The 23,907-nt window shown below is 56.0% G+C and carries 18 protein-coding genes and 1 riboswitch; of the genes, 11 read left to right on the top strand and 7 right to left on the bottom strand.

What is annotated here, in order from left to right; all coding sequences use genetic code 11:
• The first annotated feature begins 6 nt into the window (after positions 1 to 6).
• The 4 genes from G523_RS20565 (at position 7) to G523_RS19895 (ending at position 6,368) form a co-directional block, all read left to right on the top strand.
• On the top strand, positions 7 to 471 hold the full coding sequence (locus tag G523_RS20565; protein ID WP_022696277.1) for a DUF6265 family protein: 465 nt from the start codon (positions 7 to 9) through the stop codon (positions 469 to 471).
• An 88-nt stretch (positions 472 to 559) separates the two neighbouring features.
• Positions 560 to 3,199, top strand: coding sequence for an aminopeptidase N (gene pepN, locus G523_RS0117050; RefSeq protein ID WP_022696278.1), 2,640 nt, complete (start codon positions 560 to 562; stop codon positions 3,197 to 3,199).
• Between the two features lie 95 nt (positions 3,200 to 3,294).
• Positions 3,295 to 3,816: a response regulator gene (locus tag G523_RS0117055; RefSeq protein ID WP_022696279.1), complete on the top strand. Its 522-nt coding sequence runs from the start codon at positions 3,295 to 3,297 to the stop codon at positions 3,814 to 3,816.
• Positions 3,817 to 3,941: 125 nt separating this feature from the next.
• Positions 3,942 to 6,368 (top strand): PAS domain-containing sensor histidine kinase, encoded by a 2,427-nt coding sequence (locus G523_RS19895; protein ID WP_155802888.1) that lies wholly within the window; start codon positions 3,942 to 3,944, stop codon positions 6,366 to 6,368.
• On the opposite strand, the gene G523_RS0117065 is transcribed toward G523_RS19895, so the two are convergent.
• Positions 6,369 to 7,073, bottom strand: coding sequence for a hypothetical protein (locus tag G523_RS0117065; protein WP_022696281.1), 705 nt, complete (start codon positions 7,071 to 7,073; stop codon positions 6,369 to 6,371).
• Between the two features lie 31 nt (positions 7,074 to 7,104).
• The gene (locus tag G523_RS0117070; RefSeq protein ID WP_022696282.1) at positions 7,105 to 9,108 is read right to left on the bottom strand and encodes an acetyl-CoA carboxylase biotin carboxylase subunit; all 2,004 of its coding nucleotides are present in this window, start codon (positions 9,106 to 9,108) and stop codon (positions 7,105 to 7,107) included.
• A 281-nt stretch (positions 9,109 to 9,389) separates the two neighbouring features.
• Between G523_RS0117070 and purB the strand changes: the two genes are divergently transcribed.
• The 6 genes from purB (at position 9,390) to G523_RS0117100 (ending at position 16,053) form a co-directional block, all read left to right on the top strand.
• On the top strand, positions 9,390 to 10,694 hold the full coding sequence (gene purB, locus G523_RS0117075) for an adenylosuccinate lyase (RefSeq protein ID WP_022696283.1): 1,305 nt from the start codon (positions 9,390 to 9,392) through the stop codon (positions 10,692 to 10,694).
• A gap of 43 nt (positions 10,695 to 10,737) precedes the next feature.
• Positions 10,738 to 11,232: a thioredoxin domain-containing protein gene (locus G523_RS0117080; RefSeq protein ID WP_022696284.1), complete on the top strand. Its 495-nt coding sequence runs from the start codon at positions 10,738 to 10,740 to the stop codon at positions 11,230 to 11,232.
• Between the two features lie 23 nt (positions 11,233 to 11,255).
• A riboswitch (cobalamin riboswitch) is annotated at positions 11,256 to 11,435 on the top strand.
• Positions 11,436 to 11,584: 149 nt separating this feature from the next.
• Positions 11,585 to 13,465, top strand: a complete 1,881-nt coding sequence (locus G523_RS0117085; RefSeq protein WP_022696285.1) for a TonB-dependent receptor plug domain-containing protein — start codon at positions 11,585 to 11,587, stop codon at positions 13,463 to 13,465.
• A 1-nt stretch (position 13,466) separates the two neighbouring features.
• Positions 13,467 to 14,303, top strand: coding sequence for an ABC transporter substrate-binding protein (locus G523_RS0117090; RefSeq protein WP_022696286.1), 837 nt, complete (start codon positions 13,467 to 13,469; stop codon positions 14,301 to 14,303).
• Positions 14,300 to 15,295: a FecCD family ABC transporter permease gene (locus G523_RS0117095; RefSeq protein ID WP_022696287.1), complete on the top strand. Its 996-nt coding sequence runs from the start codon at positions 14,300 to 14,302 to the stop codon at positions 15,293 to 15,295. Before G523_RS0117090 ends, G523_RS0117095 begins: the two co-directional genes overlap by 4 nt.
• Positions 15,292 to 16,053 (top strand): ABC transporter ATP-binding protein, encoded by a 762-nt coding sequence (locus G523_RS0117100; protein ID WP_022696288.1) that lies wholly within the window; start codon positions 15,292 to 15,294, stop codon positions 16,051 to 16,053. The genes G523_RS0117095 and G523_RS0117100 overlap by 4 nt, the downstream gene beginning before the upstream one ends.
• On the opposite strand, the gene rfbA is transcribed toward G523_RS0117100, so the two are convergent.
• From rfbA to G523_RS0117120, 4 genes are all read right to left on the bottom strand, one after another.
• Positions 16,050 to 16,925, bottom strand: a complete 876-nt coding sequence (rfbA, locus tag G523_RS0117105; RefSeq protein ID WP_022696289.1) for a glucose-1-phosphate thymidylyltransferase RfbA — start codon at positions 16,923 to 16,925, stop codon at positions 16,050 to 16,052. The genes G523_RS0117100 and rfbA overlap by 4 nt on opposite strands.
• A complete protein-coding gene (gene rfbD, locus G523_RS0117110; RefSeq protein WP_022696290.1) occupies positions 16,918 to 17,778 on the bottom strand; it encodes a dTDP-4-dehydrorhamnose reductase in 861 nt (286 codons plus the stop codon). Before rfbD ends, rfbA begins: the two co-directional genes overlap by 8 nt.
• A complete protein-coding gene (gene rfbB / locus G523_RS0117115) occupies positions 17,775 to 18,815 on the bottom strand; it encodes a dTDP-glucose 4,6-dehydratase (RefSeq protein ID WP_022696291.1) in 1,041 nt (346 codons plus the stop codon). The genes rfbD and rfbB overlap by 4 nt, the downstream gene beginning before the upstream one ends.
• Before the next feature lie 83 nt (positions 18,816 to 18,898).
• Positions 18,899 to 19,900, bottom strand: coding sequence for an NAD-dependent epimerase/dehydratase family protein (locus G523_RS0117120; RefSeq protein WP_022696292.1), 1,002 nt, complete (start codon positions 19,898 to 19,900; stop codon positions 18,899 to 18,901).
• A 328-nt stretch (positions 19,901 to 20,228) separates the two neighbouring features.
• Between G523_RS0117120 and G523_RS0117125 the strand changes: the two genes are divergently transcribed.
• Positions 20,229 to 22,868: a M14 family metallopeptidase gene (locus G523_RS0117125; RefSeq protein WP_022696293.1), complete on the top strand. Its 2,640-nt coding sequence runs from the start codon at positions 20,229 to 20,231 to the stop codon at positions 22,866 to 22,868.
• Between the two features lie 50 nt (positions 22,869 to 22,918).
• Here the strand turns inward: G523_RS0117125 and G523_RS0117130 are convergent, their stop codons facing one another.
• Complete coding sequence (locus G523_RS0117130) at positions 22,919 to 23,800, bottom strand: LysR family transcriptional regulator (protein ID WP_022696294.1); 882 nt, start codon at positions 23,798 to 23,800, stop codon at positions 22,919 to 22,921.
• Positions 23,801 to 23,907 lie beyond the last annotated feature (107 nt).

Genomic DNA, 23,907 nt, shown 5'->3' on the forward strand with positions numbered 1-23,907 from the left:
ATACTGATGCGCTCACTGACACTGGCAATTTTACCGGCAACCGCTTTTCTCATAGCAAACTGTACGACGGCGCCCAACGCCCCATCACCCCAATCTGATCTGGGTTGGCTGCTCGGCTGTTGGGCCACGCCGACCGGAACGGTAGAAGAATGGATCGTCTGGGATGAAGAGCGCCTGATGGGCGAAGGCCGCAGCCCAAGACGCGACGGGACCACCTTCAACGAGTTTCTGACCATTACCAGCACCGCAAACGGGTATGTCTACACAGCTGAACCAGAAGGTATGGGGTCAACTGATTTCCATGAAAGCGATCGTGACACGCTTCAAATCACCTTCCTGAATGCGGACCATGACTACCCGCAACGCATTCAATACATGCGCGACGGCGATCAACTGACCGCAACCATCTCATTAGCCGACGGTTCCAGACCTGCGAGTTGGGCGTTTTCGCGCTGTCCCTCAGAGAATTGAGAACTTCTCGCACTTTTAAGCCGTAGACACCTTTCGGCATGCCAACTCACGCCTTAGATTAGGGCCAGAAAATTTCATCGGAGCCGACATGCGCACTGACACGCCACCACCAGTCCTTCTGCAGGACTATAAGCCTTATCCATTCGAGATTCCGAATGTCCGCCTCGTTTTCCAGCTGGACACAGCTCGTACGCACGTTCTGTCCACCATGCAGGTGAAGCGTACCGGCGAACCGGGCGACAGCATGGTTCTGGACGGCGTTGCGTTTGAAGAAACGGGTAAGATCCTGATCAACGGCACGCCTGCAGAAGACCATCAGGTCGAGTTCACTGAAACTGGCGTGACGCTGCACGCCCTGCCGGATGATTTTGAACTCACCACCGAAGTCTGGATTTCACCGGAAAAGAACACCGAACTCTCGGGCCTTTATATGTCCGGCGGCCGCTTCTGCACACAGTGCGAAGCTGAAGGCTTCCGCCGCATTACATATTGGCCGGACCGTCCGGACGTCATGTCGACCTTCTCAGTCCGCATCGAAGCCGACGTAGAGTTTGCACCGACGCTGCTCTCTAACGGCAATCCGGGCGAAGCTGGCGCCATCGACGAAACGCGCCACTATGCCGAATGGGACGATCCGCACCCGAAGCCGTCTTACCTCTTCGCGCTCTGCGGCGGCGACTATGACGTCTTCACTGACCACTTCATCACCATGTCCGGCAAGGAAGTTGCGCTGTCTATCTTCGTAGATAAGGGCGACGCTGAACGTGCCGCGTACGCGATGGATAGCCTGAAGCGCTCTATGAAGTGGGACGAGGATACATTCGGCCGCGAGTATGACCTCGACGTCTTCAACATTGTTGCCGTTCGCGACTTCAATTTCGGCGCGATGGAAAACAAAGGCCTCAACATCTTCAACTCGGCCTATGTTCTGGCAAACGCAGAGACCGCCACCGATGGCGATTTCGAAGCGATTGAGAGCATTGTCGCCCACGAATATTTCCACAACTGGACCGGCAACCGCATCACCTGCCGTGACTGGTTCCAGCTGTGCCTGAAAGAAGGCCTGACCGTTTTCCGCGATCAGGAATTCTCTGCCGACATGCGATCGCGCCCGGTTCAGCGCATTAAAGACGTAATCCGCCTGCGTGGCCGTCAGTTTGCCGAAGATGCGGGCCCGCTTGCCCACCCTGTGCGTCCGGACCGTTATGCGTCCATCGACAACCTCTACACCGCTACTGTTTATGAAAAAGGTGCAGAGCTTATCCGCGCGCTGAAGACTTATATCGGTGCAGATGCCTTCAAGCGCGGCATGGACCTCTACTTTGAAAAGTATGACGGCACGGCGACGACCATCGAAGCATTCTATGAAGGCTTCGAGGAAGCTGCGGGCTTTGATCTGTCTCGCTTCCGCACATGGTATAGTCAGGCCGGCACACCGACGGTCACCGTTGAACGCGTCGACGTTGAAGGCAGCAATGCCCCGCGCCTGCGCCTCACTCAGGCCAACGGCCCGACGCCAGGCCAGACAGAGAAGAAGCCGGTTCCGATTCCTCTGCGTATGACAGCTTTCACCGCTGACGGCACAGAGATCAATCCGGAGACGGGTGAGCCTCGTGACGGTCAGGACGAAGATGTCGTTCTGCTGATTGATGAAGTCACCGAACTTCAGCTCGCACCGAACGCCGCAGATGCTCTTATCTCTGCAAACCGTAATTTCAGCGCGCCGGTTCGTATTAAAGACGAGCTAACGATGGAAGACCGTCTCAAGCTCGTGACGGTTGAAACGGATGCGTTCGCGAAATGGGAAGCGCTGCAGACAGTCGCCCGTGCAACACTTTTGGAAATGGCGCATACAATCGTCGCTGGTAACACGCCGTCTATTCCGGACGAGCTGGTGGCTGCGATGGTGACTGCGGTCAAAGACACGCACGAGACCGATCCGGCGTTTGCGTCACTTCTTCTGACACTGCCGGGCGTTGGCGAGCTGTTCATGGAAATGACGCCAGCCAACCCTGCTGCCATCTACGAAGCCAAGCGTCTGGTCCGCACAGCTATTCTGAAGCAACTCTGGCCGATCATTGACGAAGTCATTCATGAGAACCTCACCGATGAAGGCGAGTTCACACCGGATGCAGTGTCCGCTGGGCGTCGCTCTTTCTACGCGGCCTGCATTGATCTGCTGTCTGCGGAAGGCGACAAACACAGCGCCAAGCTTCTGTCCTGCTTCCGTGCGGCTAAGAATATGACCGACACTATGTCTGCGCTCCGTGCGCTTTCAAATGTCGGCGGACCGGACTTTGAAGCTGCTGTTCAGGCCTTTGAAGCTAAATGGAAGCATGCACCGCTCGTCATGGATAAGTGGTTCGGAGTTCAGGCTCTGCAGGCGAGCGATGATGCGATTGCCCGCGTTCGCGGCCTGATGGAGCATGAAGACTTTGACTGGAAAAACCCGAACCGTGTTCGCTCCGTCGCCGCGACGTTTGCCATGGGCAATCTCGTCGCCTTCCACAGCGAAACCGGCGAAGGCTATAAACTGCTCGGAGAAGTGGTCCGCAAAGTCGATCCGCTGAACGGTGCCCTCTCTGCGCGTCTTCTGACAGCGTTCGAGCAATGGCGCCGCGTCAGTGAGACTGCACAGGCACATGCCCGCGCTGAACTGGAAGCTCTTCGCGAGTGTGACCTGTCGAAAAACGCGATGGATATCGTTCAACGCGCGCTTGCAGATTAGTGCATTGAAAACTCTCCCGTCCCGATAAAGACGGTATTAATTTTGACCCGCTATGGTCTGATCTCTTGAGTGTATCAGGCCGTGCGGGTCAATTTATGTCGAATTCTAACATGAACCGTCTGAGTGTGCTGATTGTCGATGACAATAAGCACATGATTACAATCGTGAAGACCTTGCTTCGCGGTTTCGGCATTTCACATTTCATCGAAGCCAATGACGCCGCTGAAGCCTTCGACATGGTGCGTTCGGAGCATATCGACTTCATCATTGTCGATTATCTGATGGAGATTCTCGACGGCACGGATTTTGTCCGTCTGGTGCGCACCGGCGACGACAGTCCGAACCCTTTTGTCCCGATCATCATGCTCACAGCCTATTCAGAACGTTCCAAAGTTATAGCAGCGCGCGATGCCGGTGTAACCGAGTTCTGCTGCAAGCCGGTGACCGCGAAAGAGCTGTTTCGCAAAGTACGCTCCATCGTGAACACCCCTCGCCCGTTCGTCCGCACGGCCAGTTATTTTGGCCCGGACAGACGCCGCATCAAATCGGAAAACTATCGTGGTCCGGAACGCCGAAGCGAAGAAAACGAAGCATCTGAATTACTTAATGAGGGCTAGGTAGAGAGCGCATTCCCTCAAGTCCTGGTGATTCCTTCACAGCTATAAGAGTATTAACAGCACCTTAACATTTTGTGCCGTATCAGAATCGTGGGCTTTATGCCTTGAACGGTCGAGGCACTTCAGTGAAGACGAATAACGGACATAAGGACGCTATGCATGCCGGAGCGCAAAGCACGCGCGCCCGAAGCAACATGTCTACGTCGCTGTCGCGCCTCAGCTTCCTTACCGGTGTTTTCCTGACAATTCAGATCGGCATACTTGGCGTTAAAGGCTGGGATGACATTAAGCGTGAAAGTGAGCTTCAACAGGCGCGACTCCAGACAAACATGCAGAGCATGCTGGATCGTTACGACCTGCAACGCGATATCATTGGCGATGCTCTTACAGTCGGACTGAACTCGGGCAGCTCCGTTCTGGAAATTGAAAGCCAGATTTCATCTGTTCAACGCATTTTCCGCATTTCACCTGAGGGCAGCCGCGCCTCCCTCACCGATGAGCAAACGCTCCAGACCGCGCGCTGGATGTCAGAAAACGGTGTCGCGATTGCGGCAAGCCCGAGCAATCTTCTCATCATGTCGACTGTCGGGCGCACCGAGTTCATCTCGACCATTCCGCTCCACCAACTTGCATCCGACCTCCCGCAGAACGAAGCCCTGCGCTTTTCTATGGGGCAAGGTGCGCCGCAGGGCGGCTCTGTCGGCTCCCAGGACGTAATAGGCTGGCTCGACAGACAAGATGTTCTTCAGGATCTGACCAGTTTCGACCGTTACTGGGTACGCCACACCTCAACCTGCGTCGCGCATAATGGCGGCCCGCTACAGGTGTGTCAGGTTCAGACAGAACCGTGGTTCACCGCGCTCGGCACCGGCGCGATTCTTCTGTACTCTCTGCTATTCCTCTCACCGACGCTGGCCGTACTCAGCCTACTGGGCGCTGCGCGGTCTCGTCTGGGAGGTGCAAAACCAGCAGCGAAACCGAGCAAAAAGCAGAAAGCGACAGATGCAGGGTTTGCAGAAGCTTCTGAAGGCCTGACACTTCTCGCTGCAAATGTTGGCGTCGGTTCATGGAAGATTGATCGCAACATCCAGTCCCTGACCGTTTCAGGGGCTCTGGCCAAATCGCTCAACCTGGAACCGGGCAGCGATATTCCTCTCAATGCGCTGGAGCCATATTTTGGTGCGCAAAGTGCTCGCAAGTTTGTAAACGCCGTTGCAAAAGGCGCGGTCGAAGGCACGTTGAAAGGCACGCTCAATATCCGCGGGCGCCATTTCGAATTCAGAGCGCTGCGCCCCCAATCGCGCGCCGTTGCCGATCAGATCGCGCTCGAAGGCATCGCAATCGATGTATCGGATCGCCGTCTGTTCGAAGAACGTATGCGCGCCTCTGAAATGCGGCTGCGTAACGCATTCGAAGGTTTCTCCATGCCCATTGCGCTCTGGGATGAGCGCAAGCGACTGATGTTCTGGAACCCTGCTTTCGCGAAAGCATTCGCGCTAGATGAGGAAGTGCTGCGCCCCGGCGTCAGCCATGACATCATCAACGTCGAAATCAGCCGCGCTGTACGCTTCGATCGCGCAACGGAAGACGTCGGCGAAGAGCGTGAAGTTCTAATGCGTGACGGCCGCTGGTTCCACCTTGCAGAGCGCGAAACCTCTGGCGGACTGATGCTCACCATTGCATCCGACATTTCCAAGCTCAAGAATCAACAGGACGAGCATCTTCGCAATGAGAAGAAGCTGAAACGCCTCATCTCCGAGCTTGAACGCTCCGAAGGGCGCGCGCGTGAGTTCACTCGCAAATACGCAGAAGAGAAAACCAAAGCCGAGCATGCAAGTCAGGCCAAGGGCAGCTTCCTTGCAAATATGAGCCACGAACTTCGTACGCCGCTTAACGCTATTAACGGCTTCTCGGAAATGCTCGTGAAAGAGATATTCGGCCCACTCGGTGACGAGCGCTACAAGTCTTACGCGCATGATATCCTTCTTTCCGGCCAACATCTGCTCGACATGATCAACGACATTCTTGACATGGCGAAAATCGAATCCGGCAAGATGACGATCAATACCAAGCCAATTGATCCGGTCGAACCTGTCGACGCCGCCATCCGCATGATCCGTCGTAAGGCTGACGAGAAGAACATCAAACTCGAGCTTGTGCACGCTGATGATGTTCACGATATCGAGGCCGACCACCGCGCAGTGCGTCAAATGGTGCTGAACCTTGTTTCAAACGCCATCAAGTTCACACGCGACAATGGCCAGATCACTGTAACGATCCAGAACGAGTACGACTTTATTTCGATTGCCGTAAAAGATACCGGCGTGGGTATTTCCAAGGATGACCTGCCACGCCTCGCCAACCCGTTCGAGCAGGCAGAGTCCAATCAGGACATGAACCATAACGGCACCGGCCTTGGCCTTGCTCTCACGCGCTCACTTGTCGAGCTGCATGGCGGCCGGTTCGCGATCGATAGTGAATTGAACGTAGGAACGACTGTAACGCTCTACCTGCCGGTTCAGCAGCCAGACGAAGACATTGAAGCTGCCTGATCAGCCGTGAAGGCTGGTCCGCCTGTCTTCTACACGTTCAGCCCGGGGTCGACGCGAGACATAGACCAACGAATAAACCATAGTGAACAGGCTCAGAAACAGCCACATAAAAACGCCCCCCTGAATCGTACCTGCAAGGATTTGCTCAGCTGTTGGAGGAGGCCCGCGTCTGCGCATTTGCGGGCGTGGCGCAGATGCTTCTGCCTCTGGTGCATCGGCTTCGTTGGCTTCTTCTGCTTCGGAGCCATTTAATTCCGCTTCAACCGCAGCGCGGAACGTTTCGGCATCCAATTCAGCCACAGCAGGTTGCGGGGAAAGCGCCTGAATTTGCACCACAGTGAAGCCCGATGCCAATAGGAACGGAAGAGCGACAAATAGAGCCAAAAAAGCTGGACGCCCCGCATGCGCAAGACGCCGAATATGGCTTACCAAGGACATCAGCATTGGAATTCCAATGCCGAAAGCCGCAACCGCTGCTCCAACTCTAGGTGCGCCGGATAGAATACCAAATGCAGCTACCAGAATTGCGAGCCGTGCGATCGCGAGGAACATCTGTCCACGAAGAAAGACCGGTTTCGCGGTCTCCCCCGTCGGATCAAAATATTCAGCTACCCAGTTCGCACGATTAGGGTCTTCGTCAGGACCAGAAATCCATGGACGGTCAGGATCATACATAGTTTCAACTGACGCGGACTGTTCGGTCATGACTTACCCCACTTACACCAGAATTGGCTGACTACTCGAATTCAACCATGATTTCGTCAGCAGCAACACTGTCGCCAGCGCCAACATTGATCGCTTTCACGACGCCGTCAGCTTCTGCACGGATGATGTTCTGCATCTTCATGGCTTCGACGACACAGACAGCTTCACCTGATTTCACTTCCTGACCAAGCTCAACATCCATGGAGACGACGAGACCCGGCATCGGGCTCATGATCAGTTTGGAAAGGTCTGCCGCTTCTTTCTCAGGAAGCTTGGCGTGAAGCTCTGCAGAACGTGGTGTGCAAACCAGCGCACGGAGTGCAACGCCGCGGTGGCGGAAGAGGTATCCTTCAGTGCGGTCGGCAAACTTAACGGCAAACGGCTTACCATCCAGCGTACCTTCGAGAAGGTGCGTGCCCGGCTTCCATTCTGTTTCCAGAACGTGGACCTTGCCCTCAATCTCGATTTCGCTGCGGCCTTCAGCAAAGCGCAGTTTGATCGGATAATGCGACTTATCAAGAATGACGACCCAGTCTTCGCGAACAGTCTCAGGCGGAGACAGGCGACCTGATGTCAGCGCTGCACGGGCAGAATAGACGCCGTGCACATGAGCTGCACTTGCTGTCAAAATCAGAGTCTGTTCTGCGGTCGGCTCAACACCGTTAAAGCCGTCAGGGAACTCGTCTTTGATGTAAGCCGTGGTGATGTCACCAGAACGGAAACGCTCTTGCTCGTACACAGCGGTTACGAACGGCATGTTATCCTGAATACCTTCAATGTGGTAACGGTCCATCGCCGCGAGCTGCGTATCAATCGCCTCGTCACGTGTCTTACCGTGTGTCACCAGCTTGGAGATCATCGGGTCATAGAACATGGAGATTTCGTCGCCCTCACGGACGCCGGAATCAACACGCACGACGCCCGGTGCACCGGTCGCTTCACCTTCTACAGGCGGGATGTAACGCTTCAGACGTCCAATGCTTGGCAGGAAGTTGCGGTATGGATCTTCCGCATAGACGCGGCTTTCAACTGCCCAGCCATTGATAGAGAGATCGTCCTGCGCAATCGCAAGCTTTTCGCCCGACGCCACGCGAAGCATCTGCTCAACAAGGTCGACACCCGTAATCATCTCTGTGACCGGGTGTTCCACTTGCAGCCGGGTGTTCATCTCAAGGAAGTAGAAGCTCTTATCGACGCCTGAAGCGACGAATTCCACTGTACCGGCACTGTCATAGTTCACCGCTTTAGCCAGAGCGACAGCCTGCGCGCCCATCTTCATACGGGTCTCTTCGTCCAGAAGCGGAGATGGTGCTTCCTCAATGACTTTCTGGTTACGACGCTGGATGGAGCACTCACGCTCGAACAGGTGAATTGCGTTGCCATGCTTGTCGCCAAGAACCTGAATTTCAACGTGGCGCGGGCTCAGAATGAATTTCTCGATGAAGACACGGTCATCGCCGAATGCTGTTTTCGCTTCGGCCTTAACGGCCGGGAAGCCTTCGCGGACTTCTGCGTCGTCATAAGCAACGCGGATACCTTTACCGCCACCGCCAGCAGACGCTTTGATCATAACCGGATAGCCGATCTCGCCAGAGATGCGCACAGCTTCTTCAGTTTCTTCGATCAGGCCCATATGGCCCGGAACTGTAGAAACGCCTGCCTTGGCGGCGAATTCTTTAGAGGTGATCTTGTCACCCATGGATTCGATCGCGAACGGGTTCGGGCCAATGAAGGTGATTTTCTCTTCTTCAAGGCGGCGGGCAAAAACAGGGTTCTCAGACAGGAAACCGAAACCAGGGTGGACAGCTTCTGCGCCGGTCTTGCGAACTGCGTCGATAATCTTGTCCTGAACCAGATAGGACTCTGAAGCAGGCGCGCCACCGATAAAGACGGCTTCATCTGCCATTTCAACCGCGAGGCTGTCTGCGTCGGCCTCGGAATAAACAATGGCTGTTTTTACGCCCATCCGCTTGCACGTCTTGATGACGCGCACACCAATTTCACCACGGTTCGCAATGAGGATTTTCGAAAACATGCTTATTCTTGCCCCTGGACGCTGATTATTTTGCAGACCGGATTAGACGCGGACATTCAGATTGGCAAACCCTTCCCGGAAAAAACCGCATAGTAAATTGGCCGCAGTGACAAAAAAGTGCCGTGTCTTCGATGTCCCTGCCCTCAATTCATCACCTTCCCCAAAGTAAGCAGGCAGCGATTAATGTTAAGCCCGAGCCCGTAGCTCAGTAGACAATCGAATTTGTAACGCCTAATCAGCGCGTAGTTTCAATCAATTCTTGTACTGAGATAGGCCCGACCATGATCCCTCGTTATGCCCGCCCGGAAATGAGCGCCATCTGGAGCCCGGAAAGCAAATACGCAATCTGGCTTGAAATCGAGACGCTTGCTTGTGAGGCCATGGCCGAACTCGGCGAAATCCCGCAAGAAGCCGCGCAGGCAATTCGTGAACGCGGCAATTTCAGCGTCGAGCGCATTGACGAGATCGAACGCGAAGTGAAGCACGACATTATCGCCTTCACGACAAGCGTTGCAGAATTCGTTGGCGAGGAAGCCCGCTTCCTTCACAAGGGCCTGACATCTTCAGACGTTCTAGACACTTGCCTTGCGGTTCAGTTGTCCCGCGCAAGCGACATCCTGATCAAGGACATGGAAGAGCTTCTGGAAAGCATCAAGAAGCGCGCTGAAGAGCACAAATGGACGATCACAATCGGCCGCAGCCACGGCATTCACGCAGAGCCGACAACCTTCGGCGTGAAACTTGCCACTTATTATGCAGAGTTTGACCGCAACCTTCAGCGCCTGAAAACAGCGCGCGAAGAAATCGCAACCTGCGCCATCTCTGGCGCTGTCGGCACTTACGCCAATATCGATCCGCGCATTGAAGCTTATGTCGCCAACGCACTCGGCCTCGCGCAGGAACCAGTTTCAACTCAGGTCATCCCACGTGACCGCCATGCAGCCTTCTTCTGCGCACTCGGCGTCGTCGCAAGCTCTATCGAGCGTCTCGCCACCGAGATTCGCCACCTGCAACGTACAGAGGTTCTGGAAGCCGAAGAGTTCTTCTCTGCCGGTCAGAAAGGCTCCTCCGCCATGCCGCACAAGCGTAACCCTGTCCTCACCGAGAACCTGACAGGTCTTGCGCGCCTTGTTCGCTCATCTGTCGTTCCTGCGATGGAGAACGTAGCCCTGTGGCACGAGCGTGATATCTCTCACTCGTCTGTAGAGCGCGGTATCGGCCCTGACGCGACAATCCACCTCGACTTTGCTCTGGCGCGCCTGAAAGGCGTTATGGACGGCCTCGTTGTGTATCCTGAGAACATGGAGCGCAACATGAACCAGCTAGGCGGTCTTCATAACTCGCAGCGTGTGCTTCTCGCACTTGTCGAAGCCGGTTCAAGCCGCGAAGATGCTTACCGTCTGGTCCAGCGTAATGCGATGGTCACATGGCGCGAAGGCAAGCCGTTCAACGAGCTTCTGAAAGCAGACACTGATATCAAGACGATGCTGACAGACGAGAAGATCGACGAGCTGTTTGATCTGGGCTACCACACAAAGCGTGTCGACGAGATTTTCGACCGCGTGTTTGGCAACGCTCTTGCTTGAGACAGCACCAAGCTGAACTCATTGTGCCAGAAGGAGGAGTGATATGAGACTTACAGCACTTCTTTTTCTCATTCTGGTCGGGGCGCTCAGCCGCCCCGCTCATGCTGATACACCGGGCATCCAGATCATCAACTTCACCGCTGACTGGTGCCCGACCTGCCATATCTTCGATCCCGCACTCCATGATGCCGTAGATGGTTTGAGTCATCAGCCGGTGGAATGGATTTCTGTTGATCTGACGCACGCGCGCACCGGCACACAGCAACAGAAAGACGAAATGTGGTCGGGCTTTCTGAACCGCATGCAGTCTGCGGGTATTGAGCAAATCTATCACGCCTATAACCAGTACCCTTACACCGGTTATGCCGTGGTAATCGCCTCTGATTCCAAAGAGCCTCTGGTCTGTATGCAGGGCGTCATGAATTCGCGCGAAATCACCTTCCGTCTTCGCCGCGCCCTGAATGAAGTTCAACGCCGCGCACCCGGTCGCCGCGCACCGGAAGGCTCCGGTTGTCCGGAACCATTTCTGTCCAACTGATTGACATCACCCACAATTCAGAGAAATAACGCCCTTCAGATGGTGCCGGGAGACCGGCGAAGAGGGAAGCAGGTGTAAATCCTGCGCTGTGCCCGCAACTGTAAACCGGGAGCATTCGTCCCACACGCCACTGGATTTTCCGGGAAGGCGGGCGAATGTGAAGATCGGTAAGCCAGGAGACCTGCCATCGCGTCGTTCGTCCGTCGGCCGGGTCCAGCCAATGACAGACGGGACAGGGTTTCCCTTCCTTTGAAGCGACACGCCACCCCATTGCGACGCCGGGCGCAGTGCGGGTTACTCATGTCGTTTCCAGGTCCGTCTGCCGGCGCAGACCGGCCTATAGGGATATCGTATGAAATCGATCCTTTTCTCGGGCTGCGCCGCACTGTGTTTTATCGCGCCAGCTCACGCACAATCAGCTGACACAGAAGAAGCACGTCAGGACACGATCAGCGTTGTTGGTCTTCGTCCTGTCGCTGCTGAAGATGTAACAGCGAGTGTGTCTGTTCTTTCCGCTGCTGATCTCGCCGTCCGCGATTCAGAATTCATCGCTGATCAACTCCGCGCCGTTCCGGGCCTCGGCATTTCCCGTTCGGGCACTCAGAGCGGCCTCACCCAGATCCGCATCCGCGGTGCAGAGGCAAACCACACACTGGTTCTTCTGAACGGTATTGAAGTCTCCGACGCCGTGAATGGCGAAACGGATTTCGGCCTGTTCTCAGGCCTAAACCTGTCACGCATCGAAGTTGCCCGCGGCGAGCAATCTGCGCTCTACGGCTCTGATGCTGTGGGCGGCGTGATCAATCTTGTCACCGCAGACTCGACTGAACTGAACGCAGCCGCAGAGTATGGCACGTTCGATACACTGCTCGGACATGTCTCCGGCGGTCTCGATTTCGGAAATGGAAACCTCTCAGCTGCGGCGTCAGCATTCAGCACAGACGGCGTCGATGTCTCCGGCAATGATGGCGAAAAAGACGGTTCTGAGAGCTATTCCTTCCTCATCACCGGCAATCAGCAGGTCGCCGGCTCCATCGATCTGAGCGGCCTCCTCACATACCGTGCAACTTCCAGCCAGACCGACCCTGACACTGACTTTGACGGCCTTCTGGACAATGCAGACCGCGAAACAGAAAGCGACCAATGGCTGTTCGGCGCACGCGCATCCACCACCGCATTCGGTCTCGATCATGTTCTGACGGCGAGCTTCAACTCTGTTGTCCGCGAGAACTTTGCAGACGGTGCCTCCACGGACGAAACCACCGGTGAGCGTACGAAAATCGCCTACTCTCCTGCGACCTCATTTGAATTCGACGGCGCAGTCCTCGATCTCGCCGGTATTCTGGACTGGGAGCAAGAAGATTACACGCGCGAAGGTCAGGCGAGTCTCTTCGGCGATCCAAACCAGTCCCGGACTTTTGAGACGCTCGGCGCAGCTACTGAAGCGCGCCTGTCTGTTGGCGATCTCGCTCTGACGGCTTCAGCGCGCCATGATGATAATGACGGCGTGTTCGACGACGCGGATACATGGCGCATTGGTGCCGCGTATAACGTCTCACCTGCGTTCCGCGTTCGCGCGAGCGCTGGCGAAGGCGTAAAGAACCCGACCTTCACTGAATTGTTCGGCTTCTATCCGGGCAGTTTTGTCGGCAATCCGGATCTCGAGCCGGAAACGTCGTCCAGCTGGGAAATCGGCTTCGACCATGTCCATGGCCCATTCGACGTCTCACTCACCTATTTCGAAGCAGAACTCGAAAACGAGATCTACACCTCGTATGCACCGCCGCTCTTCCTCGCTACGCCGATGAACCGCACGGGCGAATCTGAACGCTCAGGTGTCGAAGGCGCGTTCGGCTTGACGATCAGCGAGACGCTCCGCCTGAATGCGAGCGCAACGAAAATCGACTCCACAAGCGATAGCGGCATTCAGGAAATCCGTGTGCCCGAATGGACCGGTAGCGTGTCTGTCGATTGGCAGTCCTCAACGGTTGAAGGCATGCGCGCGGGCTTTGCTCTCGACTATATCGGTACGCAGCTGGACACAGACTTCGGTACATTCACAACCGTTTCCCTTGGCGATTATCTGCTCGCCTCAGGCACGTTCGAATACCCGGTCACGGAACGCTTCTCCGTTACACTGCGCGGCGAGAACCTGTTCGACGTGCGCGTAGACGATGTCTTCGGTTATCATGCGCCGGGCGCAACAGCCCTTATCGGCGTAAAACTGAGATAACATGAAACGACTGATCATCCCGGTACTCTGTTTAATGACAGCCTGCTCACCTGAGCAGGATGCCGGGGTGGTTGAACCGTCACCTGAAGGCTATCAGCGCATTATCAGCATGGATTACTGCGCGGATCAGTATGTGCTGGCACTCGCCGAGCGTGAGGATATACTTGCCCTGTCACCGGACGCCGATAAAAAGTTCTCCTATCTTCGAGATCAGGCAGAGGGTATCCCTCAGATACGCCCTGTCGCTGAGAGCGTACTCGCGGCGCAGCCAGACCTGATCGTCCGCTCTTATGGCGGCGGCCCTCTTGCACCGCGGTTTTTCTCTCAGGCCGGTATAGACGTGGTTCAGATTGGCTGGACGAGCGACTTTGAAAGCATTCGCACCGTCACTCGCGATATTGCCGCGCAAATGGGGGTATCAGAACGCGGCGAAGAGCTTATCGCAGCTTTCGATGCGCGGCTTGCGGCCATAAACCCACGCTACGATGATCAGAACGTCCTCTATGTCACGCCAGGCGGTGTCACCAGCGGCCCGAACGGTCTTATCAATGACGCCTTCGAGACTGCTGGCCTGACCAATTATGAAACGCGGGCCGGCTGGCATGACCTGCCGCTTGAACAGATCGCCACCGATGCGCCGGATGTACTGGCCGTAGCCTTCTACGACTCGATTCACCAGAACCCGTCCATCTGGAGCCCCAGCCATCATCCAGTGACACTGAACGCGCTGGAGACAGCCGAGACGGTCCCCCTTGATGCATCATGGACATCCTGTGGCGCCTGGTATCTGATTGATGCAATCGAAGCGCTCGCCGCTTCCGGAAGCGAGGCTTCATGATCCGCGACCTGCAATTGAATGCCGGTCTGTTCACAGCAGGCATCATTGCCATCTTTCTGGCCTGCCTTCTTGGCTCCACGTCACTCAGCATTGCTGATGTGTTCGGCGGACTGACAGCCACCGGCGCGGACGAACACAGCGTGATCATCTGGCAGATCAGACTGCCTCGCGCCTTTGCCGCCTTCATCACGGGCGCTGCGCTGGCTATGTCGGGCGCTGCCCTTCAGGGCTTGCTTCGCAATCCGCTCGCAGAGCCGGGCGTGCTTGGCGTGTCAGCGATGTCGGTTCTGGCAGCGACGCTCGTTCTTTATTTCGGTCTCGCCACCGCAAGCAGTCTCATCCTGCCTGCCGCCGCTATTTTTGGAGCATTGCTTGCCACTGTACTCCTAGGCTTTGCCGCGCTCCGCACTGGTTCAGTCGTGACGCTCATCCTGATCGGCGTGGGGATTTCGAGCTTTTCCGGAGCGCTCATGTCTCTGCTTCTGAACTTTGCGCCTAACCCGTTTTCACTGGCCGATATGGTAAACTGGACCCTTGGTTCGGTTGCCAATCGCAGCCTTACTGACCTGGCCTACAGCCTGCCTTTTATTATCGCTGGCCTCAGCCTTCTTCTGGCGTCCGCGCGCGGCTTGTCTGCGCTGACACTGGGCGAAGAGGCTGCGGCAGGTCTGGGCCTCAATCTGATGCATCAACGAATTCTGGTGATCGTGGGCGCAGGCCTCGCCACCGGTGGCAGCATCGCCATTGCAGGCGCAATCGGCTTTGTTGGCATTATCACGCCGCATGTCATGCGTCCGCTGGTTGGACATGATCCGGGACGTATTCTGCTGCCATCGGCACTGGCTGGCGGCGTATTGCTCGTCTCCGCCGATATCCTCATCCGCATTCTGCCAACATATGCCGAGCTAAAGCTCGGTGTGGTAGCCGCGCTGATTGGCGCGCCTGCGTTTGTCTGGATTGCAATCCAGAAGCGTTCGGGAGGCCTGTCATGACACAGCTTACGGCAGACAGCATCTCGCTCAATGCAGGGCAGACAGAACTCTTCGCCAAGGTGAACCTGTCCCTCTCGCCCGGTAAATTAACTTGCCTTATCGGCCCTAACGGCGCGGGAAAGTCATCTCTTCTGACGTGTCTGGCGGGACTGAAAAAGCCTGCCACCGGAACCGTACTTCTGAACGGTCAAAGTCTCACCGGAATGACCTCATCAGAGCGTGCAAAGCAGCTCAGCTATCTGCCGCAGAACCGGCAACTCAGCTGGCCAGTAAGCGTAGAGGACGCTGTGGCGCTCGGTCGGTTTGCCTATGGCGGCACACCTGCCCGCCTCTCCGAAGCTGACCGGTCTGCCGTCGATGAAGCGCTGGACATTTGCGAACTGAACGAGCTGCGCAGCCGAGCTACAGACACACTTTCAGGCGGTGAGCTCTCGCGCGTCCACTTTGCCCGCGCCTTTGCAGGTAAGACTCCGCTTCTCATTGCCGATGAACCGCTGACCGCACTGGACCCGAAGCACCAGATCCGCATTATGCGCCTCATACAACGCTTCACGGAAAACGGCGGTACAGCGCTCGTCGTCCTGCACGATATCGCGCTTGCCGCTCAGTTTGCCGATGTCCTGCTCTGGATGCGTTTCGGCAGACTTGTAGACGAAGGGTCACCCGCAAAAACGCTCACCGAACAGAATATGTCTCGCGTATTTGATGTTTCCGCCCGTATCGAAGACGGACGATTGATCTCTATCGCGGATGATTAAGGCAGCAATAAACGCTGCAGATAGCGCCCATACTCAGACTTACCAAACCGTGTAGCACGGGACATCAGCTCTTCCGGACTGATCCACCCCTGGTGATAGGCGACCTCGTCCGGCGAGCCGACCAGCTGCCCTTGTCGTTCTGACAGCGTTCTGACAAAATTCCCAGCGTCGAGCAGACTTGCATGCGTGCCGGTATCGAGCCATGCAAAGCCGCGCCCAAGCTGCTCCACAGACAAAACACCATCTTTCAGATAGGTTTCCAGAAGAGAGGTAATCTCCAGTTCTCCGCGCGCAGACTTCTCGATGGAGCGCGCGCGATCCGGCGCAGAGGCATCCAGATAATACAAACCGGTCACGGCGTATTGTGAAGGCGGGATCTCCGGCTTTTCAATGATCGATGTCACCATGCCCTCACGGTCGAAACCGATCACGCCATAGCGTTCAGGATCTGCGACGCGGTACCCGAAGATCGTACCACCAGTTTTGCGCGCGTCAGCTGCTTTCAACTGGGTCGGAAGGCCGTGACCAAAGAAGATATTATCTCCGAGCACCATGGCCGATGGCGCACCGTCCAGAAATTCCTCCGCAAGGATGTACGCCTGCGCGAGACCATCCGGTGACGGCTGCTGGATATAGGTGAAGCTCACACCCCATTGCGATCCGTCGCCCATAGTGCGCACGAACTGCTCTTTATCCTCTGGCGTGGTGATGATCGCGATATCACGTATGCCCGACAGCATGAGAACGCTGGTCGGATAGTAAATCATCGGCTTGTCATAGACAGGCAGCAACTGCTTGGATATTCCCAGCGTGATGGGATGGAGGCGTGAGCCTTTACCGCCCGCCAGAATAATACCTTTTCGCTCAGCCATTGGCCTTGAGCTCCCCCATCTCTTCAAGCACTCGCGCGAGAGATTCGCGCCAGTCTGGCCGTTCTATCCCGAAATCCTTTTCAATTTTAGAACAGTCCAGCCGCGAATTTAAAGGGCGCTCGGCCGGTGTTGGATAATCCGTGGTCGGGATCGGCAGGATTTCGGGCGCGCGGCCGCTCAGCCTGAATATCTGCCTCGCAAACTCAACGCGGCTAACATCCGGTCCACCGGCATAGTGATAAACATCCGGTTCACCAGGCGTGGCGCAGCGCGTGCGCACAATATTGAGCGCGGCCACAGCAATATCTCGCGCGGAGGTCGGCCCGCCAAACTGGTCCTCCACCACTCGCAATATGCCCCGCTCGTCTGCCAGGCGCATCATGATGTGGACGAAATTGCTGCCATTGGGAGAGAACACCCACGCCGTTCGTAAAACAACCGAATTGCCACCGGCTTCCAGAACAGCCTTTTCACCATCAAGTTTGGTCTGGCCATAAACACTTTTCGGCTGTGGCACGTCTTCCTCGGTGTAAGGCCCGGTCTTGGTGCCATCGAAAACAAAATCGGTCGAAATATGTACCAACGGAATTTCGCGCGCACGGGCCTCACGCGCCATGATGCCGGGCGCGACAGCATTGACCAAATGCGCCGCTTCGGTGTCGGTTTCCGCCTTATCCACCGCCGTATAGGCAGCTGCGTTTACGATCGCTGTCGGCTTCATCACCTCGATCGCTGATACAATATCAGCTTCCTTGCGGACATCCGCCTCTTCGCGGCTTAGCGCTCTGACATATCCTACCCGTTGTAGCTCGCGGCCCACCTGACCATTTGCGCCGAAAACCAGAACGGTCATTTGATCTGTCCCAGACGCTGTCCCACCCCGTGACGCGCCATGAGCGGCTTCCACCAACTCTCATTATTCAGATACCAGTCCACCGTCTGCGCAAGTCCCTGCTCCAGCGTGACTGACGGACGCCAGCCCAGCTTTTCACGGATGTGAGACGGATCAATTGCGTAACGCTGATCATGGCCGGGACGATCTGACACGAAGGTGATGAGATCAGCATAAGGTGTTGCACGCGGTCTTCGGTCATCAAGCGCACCGCAGATCAGTCGCACAAGGTCGATATTCCGAACCTCATTTTCGCCACCGATATTATAGCTTCCGCCCAGTTCGCCCTCGCCCAGCACGAGCAGAAGCGCGTCGGCGTGATCTTCCACATGTAGCCAGTCTCGTACCTGCTCGCCGGTGCCATAGACAGGGATCGGGTCTCCGCGCAACGCATTCAGAATCACCACCGGAATGAGCTTTTCCGGAAACTGATACGGCCCGTAATTGTTAGAGCAATTGGTCATAACCACCGGCAGACCATAAGTCTCAGACCACGCTCTTACGAGATGGTCGGCTGCAGCTTTTGAGGCAGAATACGGGCTGTTCGGTTGATATGGAGAAGTCTCAGTAAAAAGTCCTTCCGAGCCGAGACTACCAAACACTTCGTCCGTAGAAATATGATGGAAGCGGAAACTCTCCGGTCTGCCGCTCTTCATCCAGTAGCCGCGAGCCGCTTCCAGCATGTTGAACGTGCCATTGATATTCGTCGTGATAAAATCCGCTGGCCCGTCAATCGAGCGGTCTACGTGGGTCTCAGCTGCCAGATGCATGACGGCGTCTGGCTGGTGCAGATCGAACAGTTTGTCGAGCGCGACACGATCACGGATATCAACGCGTTCGAACTCGTATTTTGAATTGCCCTGAACCGCCTCGAGGTTCGCCTCACAAGCCGCATAGGTCATCGCATCCAGATTGACGACGTGATAGCCCCGCAAAATCGCAAGCCGTACAACAGCAGAACCGATAAAGCCGGCACCTCCGGTTACGAACAGCTTCAATTGCAGGTCCCTTCATTCTGGTACTGCAAATACATGCCTGAAAACTAACGGGGTTTCAAACCACAGACCGCAGATTGTCGCCTCTAGCGATTATAATAGTCCCGATACCATCTGACGAAGACGTCCACACCATCCTTGAGGTCGGTCTCAGGCTTATAGCCTGTCAAACGTTGCAGCAAAGTTGCGTCTGCCCATGTCGCCTGCACATCGCCGGGCTGCATTGGCATATAATTGCGGACTGCTTTTTTGCCGATGCTGGTCTCGATCGCCTCGATGAAGTCGAGAAGCTTCACTGGATTGGAATTGCCGATGTTCACCACGCGGAATGGCGCCACCGGCGAAAGCGAGTCACCCTCAACGCGTGCATCCTCAGACGGGATGGCATCCATCAGCAATCGAATACCACGCACCAGATCTTCCACATAGGTGAAATCACGCGCCATATCGCCATGGTTATAAATGTCGATCGGCCGGTCGTTCAGAATGGCGTCTGTAAATTTAAAATAGGCCAGATCAGGCCGCCCCCAGGCACCGTAGACAGTAAAGAAACGGAACATTGTCGTCGGAACGTTCCACAGATTGGCGTAGGAATGCGCCATGCTCTCATTTGCCTTCTTGGTAGCGGCATACATTGAGAGCTGGGTTTCAGTCTGGTCGGTTTCCTTGAACGGCATCTGCGTGTTCGCACCATAAACCGAGCTCGATGACGCCATGAGCAAATGCTGCACGCCGCTTTTCTGGGCAGCGTCCATCACATTGAACGTGCCCATGACATTCGAATTGATATAGTCGCGCGGCTTCTCAATAGAGTGACGCACCCCAGCCTGCCCGGCCAGATGGGCGATCATATCCGGTTTGAAGTCCAGAATGGCAGGAACAAGAACGTCTTCGTCTTCCAGAAGTCCTTCGCTGCGCGAGAACGCCGGATAGGCGTCCAGCTGCGCATTGCGATTTTTCTTCAGCTGGACGTCATAATAGTCGGTCATGCCGTCGAAGCCGTGAACTTCCACGCCCTCCTCAAGCAGCAATTTTGCGAGGTGGAAACCGATAAAGCCTGCTGTGCCGGTAACAAATACGCGCTTCAACAAGGATGTCCTTCTTCAATGACCGTTTTGAGGCGGGACAGCGTCATGCCATTCCTGCACCCAATGGGCAATCACTCCGACTGCTATGGACCATGCTTCGCGAGCATTGTGAATGCCTGCGCTTATCCTGTCCGTTTTTGCCCGGCGATATCCCGCAATCCCATACGTCGAATTATCCTACTCAAATATGGACAATCTGAATAAGAATTGGTCAGCTCGCTTAAAAGCAGAAAATTTAGGCTCGCCGCTATTCAGTTCGAGGCCAAAAAATTTCAAAGCAGGTCAGCGTCAGCGCGTATTGCTGACAAGCATGGGAACAGGAACAAAAATGCAGCGTCACATCCGGACTATTCTGGCTGCCACGTCGGTAGTTGCTCTTTCAGGTTTATCGCAGGTCGCCTCCGCGCAGAGCTACCCGCAGGTTCGCTATACAGATACTACGCCGACACTCGAATCTGTCGTCGGGCACGACCATGGCGCCGACGTGTCCTCAATTCCGGAAATCCATGAGTTCTTCGATGCGCTCATGGAAGCCAATACGGATCGTATGGAAGTCTTCAAATATGCTGAAAGTTGGCAGGGCCGCGATCTGATCTACGCAGCGATTTCATCAGCTGAAAACCTCGCGCGTATGGAAGAGATCAAAGCTGACATGGCCCGTCTCGCATCCGGCACGCTCAGCGAATCTGAAGCCTCAAACATTGCTGCATCGATTCCGGCTGTAGTCTGGATTTCTGCAGGTGTACACGGCGACGAGATTTCGCCGCCGGACAGCGCTGCTTTCCTCGCCTACCACCTGCTCGCAGCAGAGGGTGACGCGCTCGTAGACCAGATCCTCGAGAATACAATCGTCATCATCGACCCAAGCCAGAACCCTGACGGTCGCATGCGCTTCCACCACAGCTTTGATTCCTCTGTGGGTATGGAACCGTTCTCCGACCCAGCCGCCGCAGAGCACGACCAGCCATGGCCGGGCGGACGCTATAACCACTATCTGTTCGACCTGAACCGTGACTGGTTCGCCATGACCCAGCCGGAAGTTCAGGGTCGTGTTGCATCCGTACTCGACTGGCATCCTGTCGTGTATGTCGACAGCCACGAAATGGGGCCATCCAGCACGTATTATTTCCCGCCACCGGCGAACCCGCTCAACCCGAATATTCCTCAGGAGCAGGTTGATCGCCTCTATGAAATGGGCCGCAACCATGGTCGCTGGTTCGACCGTTTCGGCGTTGCCTACTACACCCGTGAAGTCTTTGATGCCTTCTATCCGGGCTATGGCGATATGTGGCCGATGCTAAACGGTGCGACGGCTATGACCTTCGAGCAATCCAGTGCGCGCGGCCTTCTGCAGGACCGTGACGACGGATCAGTCATCACCTATGGCGAAGGTGTCCGTAACAACGCACTGGCGATGATCTCCACTCTGGAAGTCGTTTCCCGCGATTCCGAAGGCTATCTGCAGGCTTATGCTGGGTACCGCCGTGATGCGATCGCAGCCAATCGCGGCGCGTCCGACCGCTATATCGTTATGGACCTGTCTGAGAACACATATGAGGCAGAGAGCCTCGGTCGCCGTCTCGCCCAGCAAGGCATTGCGGTAAACCGTATCGGCGAGAATGCGCGCGTTTGTGGCACGACCTATCAGGATGGCGCACTGGTCGTTGACCTCGCACAGCCTCAGGGCCGCCTCGCACGTACGCTTCTGGTTGACGACACACCACTGCCACCAGACTTCATCGAAGAAACAGAAGCTCGACGTGCGCGCGGTGCAACGCCGGAACTCTATGACGTGACCGCATGGTCGCTTCCACTCATGTTCGGCGTAGATTCAGCGACATGTGGCTCAGTGAATCTCAGCAATGCGATCTCTGTCAGCGCAGATGACCCGATTGCTTCAGACGTCGAAACAGGCGGCAGCTTCGGCTACGCAATCCCATGGACAGATGGCGGTCAGGCGCGTCTCGTAATTGCAGCCATGCGCGAAGGGCTTGTTGGCCGCACAACCGACCTGCCATTCGTGCAGGACGGCGTGACCTATCCGATTGGTACGGTTGTTTTCGCCGCGCAGGATAACCCGCGTGACTATGAAACTACCCTGCTCTCTCTGGCCCGTGACATTGGCGCGGAAGTCGATGCGATGGAATCAAGCTGGGTGGATGATGGTCCGAACTTCGGCAGCGATAACTTCCATCGCCTGAGCGTTCCAAGCGTCGCAATCGCATGGGATAGCGGCACAAACCCGATCTCAGCCGGTAACACTCGCTTCGTGATCGAGCGTCAGCTTGGCCTGCCGGTCACACCGATCCGAACATCAAGCTTCGCACGCGCAAATCTCAGCGCATATGATGTTGTCGTTCTGCCAACCTCTTACGGCCTCGGTGCAGAGCTCGGTACATCAGGTGCAAACGCGCTTCAGACCTATGTTCGCAATGGCGGCACGCTGATCGCGTTTGAGAACAGCGCTTCGATGCTGACCGGCGAGAATTTCGGCCTGCTGTCTACCAGCTCCGAAGGCGCGGCGGGCGCTTCAGGTGATAATGGTGCGGCGGGTGCCGGTACGGTCATCACTTCTGAAGAAGCCTATCGTGAGATCATTGCCGATCACCATGCCCGTCCGGATGGCGTACCTGGTGTGATCGCCCGCGTGGTGGCAGACACAAACCACTGGCTCGCTGCCGGCTATGATGAAGCGAGCGCGCTTTATACAGGCAGCCTGATCTTCAGCCCGTTGAACGAAGCGGCTGGCGAGAACGTGTTCCGCTTCGCAGACAGCGATACGCTTCTGCAAAGCGGCTATCTCTGGGCTGAAAACCTGGAGCAGCTCGCCTACAAACCGTTCGTTATGTATGAGCGCACCGGCCGTGGGTCTGTCATTGCTTTTGCTCAGAGCCCGACGACACGTGCGTATCTGGACGGCCTGAACCTCGTTCTTGCGAACGCACTGGTTCTGGCACCTGCGCACTAAGCAAGTGCCAATATCTCAAACAGAAAAGCCCCCGCAATCGGGGGCTTTTTTTATGTGCGGCTTTCAACATGCCGGGCGAGCAGTTTCACCCCTTCTTCCACTTCAGGCGGCAGCTGCCCCGCCTCCTCTTCCGAGCGAAAAACAAGACCAATCTGGCGTTCAACAGCAAACCCTTTGAGGGGGCGTAGAACAATGCCTGACGACTCATAACTGGCTGGCATGATGGTGATTCCGAGCCCGCATGCGACCATCTCCATCACGCGCTCATCATTCGATGACCGGAAAGAGAAGAAGGGGCGGACGCCCTGCTCTGTGAAGAACCGACTGGTCTCCGATAGCGCCTCACAGTGGCGTCGAACCATCATGACACTTTCGGCGACATCCTCGACGGTTACGACATCATAGCCTGCCGCGGGATGCTCCGGCATCAACGCCATATGATAGGGCTCGCGATAAAGATGCTGCTCGACATACCGTTCACCGCCGCGCCCTACTACGGTGAGCGCCGCATCAATCCGCCGTCGGGCCAGCGCATTGGACAGTTCCTTCTCTGAGCCCTCCACGATCTCGATCCGAAGTGTCGGATTGGAGAGGTGCAGTCGCCCGAACGCCTGACCGACGAGCCTTGCCGGAATGGTCGACAGAATGCCCAGCCGCGTGACTTCTGGCGCTCCCTCGGACCTTACGGAAATGGCTGCCTGATTGAACTCGCTTTCAATTCGCCTCGCATGCGGCAGGAATCGCGCCCCAGCACTCGTCAGGCTGATACGTCGCGTGGACCGCTCGAACAGGGTTTCACCCAGAAGGCTTTCAAGCTTGGCAATGCCAACAGACAGCGTAGGCTGGGATACGTTCGCCTGCCGTGACGCCCGTGAAAACGAGCCCTGATCCACGACAGCGAGGAAGTAGCGAATAAGATAGCGGTCGATCATCGGACGATCCTATTTATAGACAGGACCTATATCTAAGGCAAAAATTTTTCAATTTCATCTATTCAACGTGTTTTGCTAAAATCCGCAAAAAATACAGTTAGGGAGAC

The sequence above is a fragment of the Ponticaulis koreensis DSM 19734 genome (assembly GCF_000420665.1).
Taxonomy (GTDB): Bacteria; Pseudomonadota; Alphaproteobacteria; order Caulobacterales; family Hyphomonadaceae; genus Ponticaulis; species Ponticaulis koreensis.